Source organism: Psychrobacter cibarius, from assembly GCF_904845955.1.
Taxonomy (GTDB): Bacteria; Pseudomonadota; Gammaproteobacteria; order Pseudomonadales; family Moraxellaceae; genus Psychrobacter; species Psychrobacter cibarius_B.
This window is the reverse complement of sequence record NZ_CAJGYX010000007.1, coordinates 17,751-33,036: the sequence shown is the minus strand read 5'-3', so window position 1 is coordinate 33,036 and position 15,286 is coordinate 17,751. Positions and strand designations below refer to the sequence as shown.

The 15,286-nt window shown below is 42.4% G+C and carries 14 protein-coding genes; 12 read left to right on the top strand and 2 right to left on the bottom strand.

Annotated elements, in window-relative coordinates:
* From JMV76_RS12565 to JMV76_RS12510, 12 genes are all read left to right on the top strand, one after another.
* Complete coding sequence (locus JMV76_RS12565) at positions 1-1,083, top strand: polysaccharide pyruvyl transferase family protein (RefSeq protein ID WP_201502928.1); 1,083 nt, start codon at positions 1-3, stop codon at positions 1,081-1,083.
* The gene (locus JMV76_RS12560) at positions 1,080-2,093 is read left to right on the top strand and encodes a glycosyltransferase family 2 protein (protein WP_201502927.1); all 1,014 of its coding nucleotides are present in this window, start codon (positions 1,080-1,082) and stop codon (positions 2,091-2,093) included. Before JMV76_RS12565 ends, JMV76_RS12560 begins: the two co-directional genes overlap by 4 nt.
* 46 nt (positions 2,094-2,139) lie before the next feature.
* Positions 2,140-3,234: a glycosyltransferase gene (locus JMV76_RS12555; protein ID WP_227690383.1), complete on the top strand. Its 1,095-nt coding sequence runs from the start codon at positions 2,140-2,142 to the stop codon at positions 3,232-3,234.
* A gap of 187 nt (positions 3,235-3,421) precedes the next feature.
* Positions 3,422-4,462, top strand: coding sequence for an EpsG family protein (locus JMV76_RS12550; protein WP_201502926.1), 1,041 nt, complete (start codon positions 3,422-3,424; stop codon positions 4,460-4,462).
* Complete coding sequence (locus JMV76_RS12545) at positions 4,462-5,325, top strand: glycosyltransferase family 2 protein (RefSeq protein WP_201502925.1); 864 nt, start codon at positions 4,462-4,464, stop codon at positions 5,323-5,325. The genes JMV76_RS12550 and JMV76_RS12545 overlap by 1 nt, the downstream gene beginning before the upstream one ends.
* 57 nt (positions 5,326-5,382) lie before the next feature.
* Positions 5,383-6,552, top strand: a complete 1,170-nt coding sequence (locus JMV76_RS12540; protein WP_201502924.1) for a glycosyltransferase — start codon at positions 5,383-5,385, stop codon at positions 6,550-6,552.
* Complete coding sequence (locus tag JMV76_RS12535) at positions 6,549-7,160, top strand: sugar transferase (protein WP_201502923.1); 612 nt, start codon at positions 6,549-6,551, stop codon at positions 7,158-7,160. Before JMV76_RS12540 ends, JMV76_RS12535 begins: the two co-directional genes overlap by 4 nt.
* Positions 7,161-7,170: 10 nt before the next feature.
* Entirely contained in the window at positions 7,171-8,370 is a 1,200-nt protein-coding gene (locus JMV76_RS12530; RefSeq protein ID WP_201502922.1) for a DegT/DnrJ/EryC1/StrS family aminotransferase, read from the top strand.
* Positions 8,371-8,681: 311 nt separating this feature from the next.
* Positions 8,682-9,560, top strand: a complete 879-nt coding sequence (gene folD / locus JMV76_RS12525; RefSeq protein ID WP_201502921.1) for a bifunctional methylenetetrahydrofolate dehydrogenase/methenyltetrahydrofolate cyclohydrolase FolD — start codon at positions 8,682-8,684, stop codon at positions 9,558-9,560.
* A gap of 99 nt (positions 9,561-9,659) precedes the next feature.
* Positions 9,660-10,178, top strand: a complete 519-nt coding sequence (locus JMV76_RS12520) for a phosphate-starvation-inducible protein PsiE (protein WP_045451736.1) — start codon at positions 9,660-9,662, stop codon at positions 10,176-10,178.
* A 77-nt stretch (positions 10,179-10,255) separates the two neighbouring features.
* Entirely contained in the window at positions 10,256-10,777 is a 522-nt protein-coding gene (locus tag JMV76_RS12515; RefSeq protein ID WP_201502004.1) for a helix-turn-helix domain-containing protein, read from the top strand.
* Complete coding sequence (locus tag JMV76_RS12510) at positions 10,765-11,604, top strand: IS3 family transposase (protein WP_201502079.1); 840 nt, start codon at positions 10,765-10,767, stop codon at positions 11,602-11,604. Before JMV76_RS12515 ends, JMV76_RS12510 begins: the two co-directional genes overlap by 13 nt.
* 85 nt (positions 11,605-11,689) lie before the next feature.
* Here the strand turns inward: JMV76_RS12510 and JMV76_RS12505 are convergent, their stop codons facing one another.
* On the bottom strand, positions 11,690-13,156 hold the full coding sequence (locus JMV76_RS12505) for a di-heme oxidoredictase family protein (RefSeq protein WP_201502920.1): 1,467 nt from the start codon (positions 13,154-13,156) through the stop codon (positions 11,690-11,692).
* 234 nt (positions 13,157-13,390) lie between these two features.
* On the bottom strand, positions 13,391-15,100 hold the full coding sequence (locus tag JMV76_RS12500) for an RCC1 domain-containing protein (protein WP_201502919.1): 1,710 nt from the start codon (positions 15,098-15,100) through the stop codon (positions 13,391-13,393).
* Positions 15,101-15,286: the final 186 nt, after the last annotated feature.

The window sequence follows — 15,286 nt, the reverse complement described above, 5'->3', positions numbered from 1 at the left end:
ATGAATATTGCTGCTATAAAAAAGCTCATTCCGCTCAGATTAAAAAAACACTTGGCCGCTTATATGGGGGCGAGAGGTTTACCGTTACCAACTGGTAAACGGTGCTTTATTTTTCTTGCCGCCGACTATGGCAATATTGGTGATATTGCTATTTCTCACGCGCAAAAGCAGTATTTGCAACGTGTGCTGACGGATTATGACGTTGTTAGTGTTGCTATCAGTCAAACCAGATTTGTACTCAATTCCATTAAACAGCAAATAACAGAGACGGATATCGTCACTATCATCGGCGGCGGTAATATGGGTGGCACGTATCCTGATATTGAGGAGCTGCGCCAATTAGTCATCAAGTCATTTCCTGCCAATCGTATCGTTTGTTTTCCTCAGACACTAGATTGGAATGATTCTATTCAATCTAAACGTGCCTTGCAGCGTATTGTAAACGTCTACGCCAAGCATCCAGATATACATGTTTTTGCCAGAGAGTCGATAACAGCGGCAAAACTCATCGAGCTTTTTGCTGAGTACAGTAATGTGCATATTGGTCTCGTACCAGATATTGTGATGAGCGCTAATGCCACAGTGCTGGGTACGACAGATTGCTTAGCGCCTTCAGGTATTTTGCGCTGCTTACGAGATGACAAAGAAGCCGCACTATCAGCTGAGCTATACGCCATGATAGACAAAGCCTTAGCAGATACTGGCTATCAGATTGAAAAGACCGACACACATGCTGGTGGTTCGCAACTCGATGAGGCACATTGCACAAAATTACTGACTGACAAGCTTAGTCAGTTTCGTGCTGCAAAATTGGTCGTGACTGACCGTCTGCATGGCATGATTTTATGTTTGCTATCGGGTACGCCGTGCTTGGTACTCCCGAACTCCAATCATAAGATAAGACAGACGCAGTTGGACTGGTTAGGCGGTCATCCAAGGCTGGTGTTTTTAGAGTTGGATGAGATTGCTGATATTGCAACATTCATCGATAGCCTTCTGTCCCTGCCTCACGGTACGATGGATGAGTCTCCAGTTGATATGGCTGGGTATGATGACCTAAAAAAAGCGCTAGTAGCGATATGACGACTATCAGAACGCCATTAGTGAGTGTCATCGTACCAGTGTATAACGTTGCGTCATATATCGATGCTTGCTTGGCATCCATCAAGCAGCAGACTTATCAGAATATTGAAATTATCGTTGTAGAAGATTGCTCCACTGATGATTCAAAACAAGCACTCGCGTCACATCTCATAGATGAACGCATCAAAGTCATTCAGCATCATAAAAACAGTGGTCTTTCTACGGCACGTAATACTGGTATCAAGTCTGCGATAGGCGAATACATGATGTTCGTTGATTCTGATGACATTATAGACACTCGCTTGGTGGCAGCGTGTGTGGATTGTGCGCTCACCACGAATGCAGAGGTTGTAACATATGGTTTTACACCGTTCAAAGATGGCATCACAGAGACAGATCTGCCGTATCCCGCTAGCAATTTAGCATCTGAGGCAACCAAAATAGACGGCTCATATTTTAGCTTACCGCATTTTGCATGGCTCAAATTTATTAAATCTAGCGTAGTGCGGTCTGCCTCGTTACAGTTCCCAGTGGGTCTGTACTACGAAGATTGGCCTTTTCATTGGCATCTTGGCTTAGCTACTAATATTAAGTATCACCTGCCCATTGATTTTTATCTATACAGACAGCGCGGCACGTCGATCACAGGGTCAACAGATAAAAAGCTATTAGACCTTTTCGTTATCCATGCAGAAGTCATCAGTTTAGTAGAGGACTATCAAGCGGATGAGGTTAAAAAAACACTCGCCAATAAAATTAAACAAAGTCATTGGAGTATTCTTACTCGTATAGATAATGACTATTTAGCAGCTGCATTGGCACAAGCTAAAAAAGCAGATAAAACGTTACGACTAAAGGGTTATAAGAGCGATTTGACCGTAAGAAATATGATGATTAGTGATATCGTACGTATGCCGACTCCAGTTGCCTTGCCGATGTTACAGGTGCTTCGTCAAGCGCTAGACAAAAGAGCAAGGGTTAAAGGTCAAGAGAAAATAGATTCAGAATAGTTTTGAGATATACGTTTGGTTTTATGGCTTCTTAATAGGTAAAGAGATGACTATTCAGAGAGTGCTACACATCGTGGGAAAAATGGATCGGGCTGGGGCAGAGACCATGCTTATGAATCTATATCGCCATATAGATTATAGCCAGATTCAGTTTGATTTTATCACTTTTACTGACGAGGTCGGTGACTATGATGCTGAGATAATAGCGCTGGGCGGTAGGATTATACCGATTTTAGCGGATCATTCATTAGCGCGTATGTGGAAGCTTAAAAACTTCCTTAAACAACACCCTGACTATCAAATCGTTCATGCTCATATGCTATTAAACAATGCTTTTCATCTGCTGGCTGCTAAAGGTGCTGGCGTGCCGCATCGCATTTCACATTCTCATAGCACCAGTAATGGTAAAACCAATATTGTTAAAAAAATATATGAACAGTGGGCATTCATTACCAATCGTAAATTGGCCACGAATAAAATGAGTTGCGGTGAACAAGCGGCAAATTACCTATTTGGCAGCATAAAAGATGTGTGGCTACTGCCCAATGCTGTTGACATACAGCAGATGATGACAGTCGCTAACCAATCAAGACAGTATATCGACCAAGAATTTGGCGATGAGGGGCTAAAAATCATCCAAGTTGGTCGTCTAAATGAGGTTAAAAACCATCAGTTTTCTTTAGAGATCGCTGAGCAGTTAAAAAAACGTCAAATCGCTTTTACCTTATACATTGTTGGACAAGGTTCATTGGATATGAGGCTCAGGCAACAAGTAGCAGATAAGTCACTCCTAGATACAGTCAAGTTTTTGGGGATGCGTACGGATATCACAGAATTAATGGCCAGCGCCGACTATATGATCATGCCTTCGTTGCACGAGGGTTTCCCTGTCGTCTTGGTAGAGAGCCAAACAGTTGGGTTAAAGGCATTGGTTTCTGACCAAGTATCACCTGAAGTAGATTTAGGACTTGGGTTAGTACAGTTTTTACCGATTCACTCAGCCAAGGATTGGGTTGATTACTTATTAACGCCTAAACAGCCAGAGCCCAATGAAAAAGACATAACCACAGCGCTGAATTTATATGGATTTAGTGCTGCTACCAACGCGCAAATACTAATGCAAAAGTACTTGAATATGTGACAAAGTGGTTGCTTCTTATCTATAGCCGTTTCAAGGTAGTTTGGACGGAATGAGAAAAAAATCGAGGTGGGTAGGAAGGCTATAGTTATATAGGTACTGGACGGTACAAAAGATACTAGACGGTGTAAACCTGCCACTATATCCGATTTATATAAGATTGACGACATCTACTTTTATAGAGGGTTAAATGCTTCCATACCTGCTGGTTCTTAGCCTTGTTATTTTTTGGATCGTACTGGAGAAAAAATCTCTCAATCGTACGTCTTTTTGGCTGCCGCTAATTATATTGACATTGTTTGCAGGCCTTCGTAGCTACCGAGTCGGTACGGATACAGGAAACTATACGAGAAATTTCAATAGTCAATTGAATGCCGAGTACTTTAGGTTCAACGAAGACATTGAGTTCGGTTATCAGTTATTAGAGTATGCATTATTACGTATGACCACTCATTATTTTTGGCTGCTTGTTATTACCAGTTTAATTATTGTCTATTGCTATCTTAGAGTGATTAAAAAATACAGCGTCAATTATTGGTTTTCCGTATTTTTATTTATTACGTTAGGCGTTTATACTTTTTCTTTTAATGGACTGCGTCAAGGATTGGCAATGGCGATCTTTACCTTGACCATTCCTTATCTGTTGGAAAAACGATTTATTCCATACCTGCTGATTTGTGCAATTGCTTCATTGTTCCATGTAACAGCATTATTTATGATTCCATTTTATTTCATCGTCAATTTAAGAATAAAACCCTTATATAAGATTTTGGCAACATTTTTAGGCTCGCTATTAGTGAGTGGGGTATTGGTCGCTTATATTTCTTCTACTAATGATAGATATGAGGGCTATGCGAAAGCATCCGATGAAGCAGGCGGGTTTTTAACACTTGGTTTTTATACAGCTATCATGATTTTAATCATCTTGGTCAGTTATCTTTATAAAATTAAAGACAAGGATTTTCAAAAATTAATAACATTTTATGCATCAGGCGTGGTTTTTATCATACCCTTAGCGATGTTGGGCACCAGTCCTTCAGGTCCTCAAAGGCTGCTTGCGTATTTTACATGGACATTAGTTTTGATACTGCCTATGATTTTAAAAAGAATGAATAATATTTATTTATATATAGCGAGTATCATTATTTTTCTCATGTATTTTGTCTTGACGACATCGAGATTTAGTAACTTGAGTCCGTATATTATCAATCCGATATTTGAGGTTTTCTAATGAAAAATCAGACATATATATCTATTGGTATTCCCATTTATAATGCTGAAGCGTACTTGGAAGATGCTATCAAATCCATATTGGCTCAAACGCATGAGTTATGGGAGCTTATATTGATCGACGATGGCTCTACTGATGCGTCATTGGCCATCGCCAAGCGTTTTGAAGAGTCTGACCATAGAATAAAGGTCATTGCTGATGGCATAAATAAAAAACTGCCTGCTCGATTAAATCAGCTTATTGAAGAAGCGAACTATGATTATATAGCGCGCATGGATGCCGATGATCTCATTCATCCGGATAGACTAGCGATTCAATTAAGTTTTTTAGAAAAAAATCCAGATTATGATTTGGTTTCTACAGGTGTCGTGTCTATTGATAATTTTAATAAAGTTTATGGTTGCCGTCATGTCGATGAAATTTACACGGAATTTAAAGAAATAGCCGCGGCTTATCCTATTGTACATGCTGCTGTTTTGGCAAAAAAGAGTTGGTACGAACGAAATAAATATAATGAAAATTATCCAAGGTCTGAAGATTACGATTTGTGGTGTAGAGCTATCTCAAATCAAGATTTAAATTTAGCAGTATTGCCCGATTTATTATACTATTATAGAGAAGAAGGAAATTTATCATTATCTAAAATAACCAGATCATACAAAGACAGTTTTAAAACGTACTGTGAATATAAAGGAAACAGTTATTTGGGTTCTTTGAAATTATCAGCAAAACTCACAACAGTCACTTTTTTAGATTCGATAGGATTATTACAAAAGATAGCCAATAAAAGAAATAAATTAACAATATCTGACACGCTAAGAAGTCATCATCAGTCAGTGGTAAATAGTATTTGTGCTAAATGATATTGTTTATAAAACGTCACTGATAAAATAATATATAAAAAATACTGAGGTGCTGAAATGACATTAAAGATATGCTTTCTAATGACAGATGCGGTGTCATTTAATGTGCTATATCGTGATCAGCTTGAATACATTAGAGATCACGCGGATGTTGATATCACCTTAATCTGCGGTGGCGATAAACAGCAGTTAGATATTTTACGTGAGCGCAAAATAGGTAAGGTGATTAATTTAAATTTTCAGCGTAAGCCTTCTTTGTTTAAAGATGCTCAGTCACTCGCGCTTTTAACCCGTTATATGCTATCGAATCGTTTTGATGTGGTGGTTTATTTAACACCTAAAGCCTTGTTGTTAGGGAGTATCGCAAGTGCTGTTACATTGCAAAAGAGACGAATTGCTTTTAGCGTGGGTAGAGCCTATGAGAATTTTTCAGGTTTAAAAAAGAGGGTGTTTCAGGGTCTGGATATATTAAGCTTTGGCTTGTCTCACGAAGTTTTATTTGTTTCTGAATCTTTGCTCAGCGTATGCCTAGAAGAAAATATCCTCAAAAAGAGCAAGGCAACTGTCATTGATAATGGCTCATTTAACGGCATCGATACTGATTTGCTGCAACCTATGGCTCAGCTAGAAAAAGAGGCATTAAGAAAGAAGTACAAGATACCTGACAATACCTTTGTGATTTGCGTGGTAGGACGAGTTTGTGATGATAAAGGCTTCAAAGATATTGAGTATATATCCGAAAAACTAAGAGAAGAAAACGTCTACTTTATGTTCATAGGAGACTGTGAAGACGACGTAGGGAAAACAGCCGTTGAAGAAGTCGTCAAAGATAATAGAGGTGTATATATACCAGCCAACCCAAATGTGCACGAGGTTTTTCAGTGTGCTGATTTACATTTATTTTTGAGCTATCGTGAAGGGTTTGGCAGTGTCGCTATTGAAGCAGCAAGTTGCGCCGTTCCAACCTTTGCCTATGATGTCGTTGGTGTAAAAGATAGTGTCAAAGAAGGTGTCAGTGGTCGAAAATTCAATTTTAAGGATATGTCGTCTGTCGCCGAAGCGATCAGTGCTGCTGCTACTGATAAGGAATTTGAAAAGAGATATCCTGATGCAAGAAACTGGGCCATTGCAAATTTTGAACGCAAGCAATTGTGGCAAAGTTATTTAAGTTTTTATTTACGTAATAGGGATGACCGCGTAAACGACAAAAGGCGGGCTGAAAAATGATAAAGCGACTATTTGACATCACGGCGGCCACGGCGGCCTTGGTAATATTATCTCCTGTTTATGCTATTACGGCTTATAAAGTCAAAAAAAACTTAGGCTCACCAGTGATATTTAAACAAACTCGCCCTGGTCTAAATGGCAAGCCGTTTGAGATGATTAAGTTTCGCTCGATGAAAGATGCGATCGATACAGAGGGTAATCCTTTAGAGGATGATGAGCGTTTGACGGCATTTGGTAAGACCTTGCGTAATAGTAGTCTCGATGAGCTGCCTGAACTATGGAATGTGATTAAAGGTGATATGAGTTTGGTGGGGCCGCGACCATTATTGATGGAATATCTGCCGCTATATAATGATGAGCAAGCGCGTCGCCACCGTGTACGTCCGGGTATTACGGGATATGCACAAGTTAATGGTCGTAATACGATTGGTTGGCATGAAAAATTTACGCTCGACACATGGTATGTCGATCATCAGTCATTATGGTTAGATATTAAGATTTTGATTAAAACAGTAAAAAAAGTCATTATCAAAGATGGTATTAGTGCTGATGGTGAAGCGACCATGAGTAAATTCACAGGTAATAGCGTCGATAAAAACGCGCTTTGATGAGGAACGCATGCTAAATACTCCTTTTTCACCTTGGCCTAGTTTTACTCAGCAAGAAGCGGATGCGGTCAGTCAAGTATTGCTATCCAACAAGGTCAATTATTGGACAGGGCAAGAATGCCGTCAGTTTGAAGAGGAATTCGCTGACTGGGCGGGTAGCAAATACGCGATTGCATTGGGCAACGGAACTTTGGCATTGGACGCGGCATTGCAGGCACTTGGTATAGGTGTGGGTGATGAAGTTATCGTGACGCCGCGCACTTTTATTGCCAGTATCTCCTCAGTGGTTAATGCAGGCGCGACGCCCATTTTTGCGGATGTTGATGAGGCGACAGGGAATATCACTCCAGAGTCGATAGCGGCGGTATTGACGGACAAAACCAAAGGCATCGTCTGTGTGCATTTGGCAGGTTGGCCCTGTGATATGGATGGCATCATGGCACTGGCAGATCGGCATGATTTATATGTCATTGAAGACTGTGCACAAGCGCATGGTGCACGCTACAAAGGTCGTAGCGTTGGTAGTATCGGTCATATTGGCGCGTGGAGTTTCTGCCAAGATAAGATCATGACCACAGGCGGCGAGGGCGGCATGGCCACCACCGATGACGAGCAGCTATGGCGAAAAATGTGGGCGTATAAAGACCATGGCAAAAGCTATGCCGCGGTCTATGAGACTGAGCAACTGCCCGGCTATAATTGGCTACATGAGAGCTTTGGCACCAACTGGCGCATGACCGAGATTCAAGGCGTGATTGGGCGTATTCAATTGGCACATATGAGTGACTGGATAGCGAAGCGCCGTGCTAATGCTCAAGCGATATTAAAGGCATGTGCTAAATGGGAAGAAAAAGGCTATCTATCGGTGCCAACATTAGAGCAAGATTATCAGTTTCCAAACTCTACCCATGCCTATTATAAATTGTATGTTTACGTGCAACCAAATAACCTAGCTGAGGGTTGGACGCGTGATCGCATCATTGAAGAAATAAATGCGTCAGGCGTGCCTTGCTATTCAGGTTCTGCCTCAGAGGTATATTTAGAAAAAGCATTCGATGATACAGGCTTGCGTCCAGAAAACAGACTGCCAATAGCAAAACAGTTGGGAGAGACCAGCTTAATGTTTTTGGTTCATCCTACCTTAACCACTGCCGAAATTGCGCAAACGGTAGATGCAATCGATCGCGTGTTTGCTTCAATGATTCAGTAATGTGAGAATATCGCTTATTAAGGCGTGTTGAGTATTTATAAATAGTTGCGGCTATTAACTTTTATTTGTGAGTAGACTGTCTTATAAAACGATAAAGGTTGTCAAGGTTGCATTGGTAATGACATGATATTGCTAGATTGGCGAGTGATAGAAATTTATAAGTATCCAAGTCTTATCTCACGCTAGGATTTTTTAGTCCAGACAGGTACAATATCAGTCTTAATCATACATTGATCAAGCATAAGACAGGCATGCAAATAGTTGCGGGCGCTGTCTTTCTTTTTTTTATCGCACCCTCTATTGGAGTTACTATGTCAACTGCCCAAGGACCTGCTACCGTTTTGGACGGTAAAGCACTTGCTAAACAAATAGAACAGCAACTGAGTACGCGTGTAGACGCTATCAAGAATAAAACAGGACGCACCCCAAGCTTAGCGACGATATTGGTCGGCGACGATCCCGCATCTGCGACTTATGTACGTATGAAAGGTAATGCTTGTAAACGTGTCGGCATGGATTCTATACGCGTTGAGATGCCAAGTGCGACGACCACTGAAGAGCTGATGGCGAAGATAGATGAGCTCAATAGCAATCCAGACGTTCATGGTATCTTGCTACAACATCCAGTGCCTGCGCATATCGATGAGCGTGCTTGCTTTGAGCAGATTGACTTGGCAAAAGACGTCGATGGTGTGACTTGCCTTGGCTTTGGTCGTATGGCGATGCAGCAATCTGCTTATGGTTCATGTACCCCGCAAGGCATCATGCACTTATTAGAGCATCATAATATCGAGCTTGCTGGTAAGGAAGCCGTAGTTGTAGGTCGCAGTGCCATCTTGGGTAAACCAATGGCGATGATGCTATTGAATGCCAACTGCACCGTAACGATTTGCCATTCAAGAACGCAGGATTTAGAGTCGCATATTAAGCGTGCGGATATCGTGGTTGGGGCAGTGGGCGTGCCTGAACTGATCAAAGCTAATTGGATCAAAGCAGGCGCGGTAGTCATCGATGCAGGTTTCCATCCGACTGATAATGGCGGCGTTGGTGATATCGAGTTGCAAGGTGTTGAAAACATCGCCAGTGCTTATACGCCTGTACCGGGCGGCGTGGGTCCAATGACCATTAATACCTTGATTCGCCAAACGGTTGATGCTGCTGAAAAATCTGCCGGTTTGAATATCGGCTAAAAAGAGAGTCATACGAATACTGATTGCCGATAAATAAGGGGGCTGAGGTAATATATACTCAGGCTAAATCAACCACATCTCAGTTGATAGGACCTAAACATGGCTAAAAAAAACGTAGGTGTTCATGAGCGACTACAAGGTATCGGTAGAGAGTTTGTCGATGTCTGTCATTACGTTATTTTATTTCTAATCAGTGTGGTTGTCGTTTGGACCGCTGGCAAAGAGTTCGTTGGTATTGTTCAAAAAGGCTCAGCGGATTTAAAAGACATATTGATGTTGTTTATTTATCTTGAGCTGCTCGCCATGATAGGTATTTATTTTAAAACCCATCGTCTGCCGGTACAGTTTTTAATATTTATCGCGATTACTGCTTTATCACGACATTTGGTGGTCGATGTACAGGCGGTCTCAGACTATTTTCATTTATGGCTGCTGGCGACAATTTCTGTGGCCATTATGCTATTGAGCGGTTCTATCGTAGTATTAACTTGGACAGCAAAAACGTTTGGCCGTCCAGAGGACAATCTTGATAAACAGCATGCAAACTTAACGATTAAAGCGCTGTTACCTGATAATGCTCAAGCGCCTGATAGTCATACCAAGCATCGCCGTGAATAACTATTAAATAGCAGCATAAAAAAGGGTTACCACTGAACTGAACCCCATAAGTTGGACACAACTTATGGGGTATTTTTATGCGTTACGATCTAGACTTTAAGATGCAAGTCATCGCATACTATCGGCAAGGCCATAGTAGTCACGCCACCGCTAAGAAGTTTAACGTCAATCCAGAGTTTGTACTCAAATGGGTTAAGCAATACCAAAGCGGTGGCATAAATGCCATTAAGCCAAAGACAAGTAAGGCCAAATACAGCAGTGAGTTTAAACTTAACGTACTAACCACCATGCTTAAAGAAGATTTAAGTCAATCTGAGGTGGCACTGAAGTTTAACATCAGCTCACCGGCGCTCATTAGTCATTGGCACAAAGCTTATCGACTACAGGGTATGTCTGGACTCGTATCTAAACATAAAGGTAGAACCGCCATGAGCAAACCATTTATCACAGACAAGCCAGATGATGAAAAGAGCTTAGCAGAGCTTAAGCGTGAGAATGAGTATCTACGTGCGGAGAACGCCTACCTAAAAAAGCTAGATGCCTTGCTCAAACAGAAGAAGAAACAAGCTTTGAAAAAGCAAGGCTCATCGAAGGACTAAGAGAGCGCTGCTGTTTATCTGACTTACTTAAAGCCGCTGGTATGCCCAAAAGTGTCTTTTACTATCATAGAGCAAGACTTGAGCGTGATGACAAATACACTGAATTAAAACAGCGTATTGCTAAGCTGTATCATCAGCACAAAGGCAGGTATGGCTATCGCAGAATCACTGAGGCTCTAAAGCAGTTAGGTAGTCATTACAACCACAAGCTCATCGCTAAGCTGATGCGTAACATGAAGCTTAGCGCCAAGATAAGACGTCAGAAGTACCGCTCTTATAAAGGACAACAAGGTAAGATTGCAAAGAACTATTTAAAGCGCCAGTTTACTGCAGATAAACCGAACACACGCTGGCTCACCGATATTACTGAGTTTAAGGTGGGTGATCATAAGCTGTATTTATCACCCATACTCGATTGTTATAACAATGAGATCATCAGCTATACGCTCTCAAAGAGACCCACTTATGACTTAGTTGGTAAGATGCTAGCTAGTGCTTTAGATAAGACAAAGGCGTGCCGTGGTAAAAGATTAATGCTGCATTCAGATCAAGGGTGGCATTATCAAATGAAACCGTTTAGCACGACGCTTAAACAGCACGGAATTAAGCAAAGTATGAGCAGAAAAGGCAACTGTTTGGATAATGCACTGATAGAGGGGTTCTTCGGTACGCTGAAGTGCGAGACGATTTATATTGAGAAACCGAAAACTATTGAGCAGTTAGAGAAACAGATTCATGAGTATATGCATTATTATAATCATGAGCGTATTCAACTTAAATTAAAAGGACTGAGTCCTGTGCAATACAGAACTCAGTCCTTGTTATAAACTAAACCGTCCAACATTTGGGGTTCAGTTCACCACTGGTAGCCCTTTTTTGCCTTCTTAAATCTCACATTTTATTGTTTGAGCGTTAAATTCCCTTTAAGAAGGTCATTAATGTTTGTTTTTGCGTGGCGGATAACTGTGTAAAGCGCGTCTTTGTACTTTCTGCTTCACCACCATGCCAGAGTATCGCTTCAGTCAAGCTGCTGGCACGACCATCATGCAAAAACCGCGCTTCTGGATCACGTGCCACAATGCCAATTCCCCACAATGGCGGCGTACGCCACTCAAAGCTTTCTGCATTTTTCTCTTTCACGCTATCATCTAGTCCAGCACCCATGTCATGCAGTAATAAATCAGTATAAGGATAAATGTTTTGCTGTGATAGGAGCGGGAAGCGATCACTATTGCCTGTTTTTTGCTTGGGTGTGTGACAGCCAGCACAGCCGACTTGTGCAAACAGTTGCGCTCCTTTATTAAAATCTGATAAATCGTCTATTCGCCTTTCAGGTACGGCAAGGGCGGTCATAAAATCGGTCACGGCGTCTAGACTGCTGTCTGAGACTTCTGGAGAGCCGCCATTCGCTGCTGTCCAACAAATAGGCTGATTTATTGTACAGTTAGGATCCATAAATACCGAGGTCGTCAAACCCATATCTTGCGACATGGCATTGGCGTTTTGGGTGCGCAGGCTTGAGTTAATCGCCTTCCATCCAAAGCGGCCAATGCGCTGCTGTTTGCCATCTTGTAACCAATGTACGCGGCCACTGATACCGTCTTGATTGTTATCATCAGGGTCAGCTGCCGCAATGATATTCGCTTCAGGAATCAGGTCGAGCAAGCCCATGCCGACCAATTGCGGTGAGATACGTCCGCTAATCGCTGTATTTCCTAAGGGTTGATTAGGGTCAGTTGGAGTAAAGCTAAACTGTATGCCAGCAGGTTTATCATTTTGACTGGGCATCGCTGCGTAGCGCATGCTCCCTTCGGGATTGATACTTGTGGCAATACTTTGATGCTGCATTTGTTCACCGTAATAAGCATGTGGCAGGCCTTGCTTATTACCCAACCGGAATAAAATCGCATCACTCAGCTGACCATTGGCTGCATAAATGGGTTTGCGACCTTCAGCGCTATGGCATTGGGTACAGGCATTGGCATTTAACAGTGGCCCCACACCATCGAACAGTACGCGACCCTCATTTGCTGGTGTCCACTCTGTGATAAATAACTCACGTCCAGGTGATACCCCGCCTAAAGCGCTGCTCGGTAGATTGGGCATGATTTGCAAAAAAGGCTGTGATCCACTGGCGGCAATCGTAGCACTGCCACCTGCTGGCTGCCAGTTGGTATCGATTTCTGGAGTGTCAGGAGTAGTGGGTGGGTTGGGTACGTTAGTATCGCCATCATTACTGGAATTATTTGAATCATCTGAGCCACCACAAGCAGTGAGCAGCAGCGCGATACTTACACTGAGTAGTGTGTTACGTATGATGGGAGGTAATGTATACAGTGAAGAATTTGATATGGTTGACGAGTTTGATCGTAAAAACATGGGCTGACCTGAAATGGCTAGAATATAAGGGGCTAGGGTGTATCTTCATCGTCAGCCTATTTAGAGGGCTGACGATTTAATTGAGGATATCCTGAGGATTGTGCGATAAGCTACCGCGCAATAGTTAGGCGTATTGACTCAAACAAGCAGCATAAACGAGGCTGCTTGTTTGAGAATTTTATGATAGGAAATTCAACCAACTATGCACTGTTTACTTCGTCATGCTTAAAGCACTTATAGCTGACTAGGTAAAGCAACTGGGATAGGGTTGTTGTACATCCAAATATGAGTGGTGTCTTTGTTGCCGAGTGAGCCTTCAAAGCTCCAGCCCCACGTAAATAAATGACCAGCTTTCAGCGTATTATTATCTTGGTCAAACGATTTTTCATGAGCAATTAGATGCATGGCACCCATGGCCATATTATCGATATTCTTGAGATTCGGCAGCTTATTGGTTGGTTCATCTAGGTCGTTGTAAATGGTCTTGCCTGCGCCATTTGTCTCCCCAAACATGCCCCATGCATAGAGAATACCATCCGTTGTTGATGAGCCATTATTAGTGGCGACATTGTCCAGTAACGCATAGCTGGCATTGCCATTGGCATAGACGCGGCGAACTTCTTTATCTGTAAACCAAGGTAGTTTGGTCGGTGAGGTAATGACATCTGCCCATGCCTTTTCGCTGCCATTAAATGTCTCACCATTGTAGCCCAATTGACTAGTGGCATTTAACCCCCAGCCATACACTGCGTCTTTACTGGTCAATGCTAAGATATGGTCTTTGCCAGCCGTCAATTGGGTCACTTTTTCTACATCTATAGCGGGTTGGTCGTCAGCTTTTTGAGTGGCGTCATCTGTCTTAGCATTAATGGCGTTATTAATCGTTTCATTAATGACATGAATACGTACAGGGGTTGCATTGACGTTGATACAGTTGGTTGTAGTGTTACAGACTTTGCCTGTGCCAAGGTTGGCGTAAGCATCGCTGCCCCAACCCCAAACCTGACCTTTATCATCTAAGGCATAAGAGCTATTGCCACTGACAACCACCTGCACGATATGTCCTGCCTCTGTGGCTGCTGTAAAGTCAACTTTGACAGGGGTGCTGCTATCGGTGCTGGTATTATTACCAAGTTGACCGTACCCATTGGCACCAAAGGCCCAAACCGTACCCTCTTCGGTCAATACCAAGTTATGGCTATAGCCGGGTGCGACCATGACGGCATTTTCGATACCTTCGATCGCGCTGATATCCAAACGACAGTCAGCAGTCTTACTACAGTCATTTCGACCCCCATCACCGCGACCCAGCTGCCCGTATTTGTCTTCGCCCCAACTATAAACTTGACCATTTTGAGCAATAGCGAGTGAATGATTTTGATTAAAGCCAATAGATATCAGGTCTTTTGGTGCGCTGTTCATCAGCATCGGCGTGTCTGGATGTCCCATAATATCGCTGATTTTTGTGGTCAGACCGAGTCCTGTCTGACCATAGTTGTTGCGACCCCAACCATATAGCTGACCATCACGCAGGGCAGCGGTATGCGAACCACCTGCCGCTATGGTATCGCCTACGTAGATGGTCTTGGTTGAGCGCATGATATTACCAGCATTGTCTGTGGCTTCTAAGACAATGGTATTGCTACCTATCGTTAATAAAATACGATCATCAAAATAACCATCAGTATCTAGCGTTAGCGCTTGAGCTGATTCGTTATTATGCATATAGGTCAATGATTTAACGCCGCTGCTATCTTGTACTTGTCCTGAGACAAATACCGCGGCAACCGCGCTATAGCCATCAGTAAAGTTGCTATCAGTGGTTAGTAGTGGCGGTGTCCCATCTATGATAGCAGTGGCTGTGTCGGAATCACTGCCACAAGCAGTAAGAATCAAGGCTGCGGTAACGACCGCGACAGCTTGAGTAAGACGGGATAAACGCATAAAAACCTCGATAGATGCAAATTGACAATATGTCAGTATGCCAGCCATAAAATAACAAAACCGTCCCATATGAAACCGACGGTTGTAGGATTTGTGATATTGACTGAGTCAATCGTACATGATGGCATTGGAATAATAGAAATGCTGGCAAGAGTTTAGCAATAATAAATGTGAATAGTATTACAA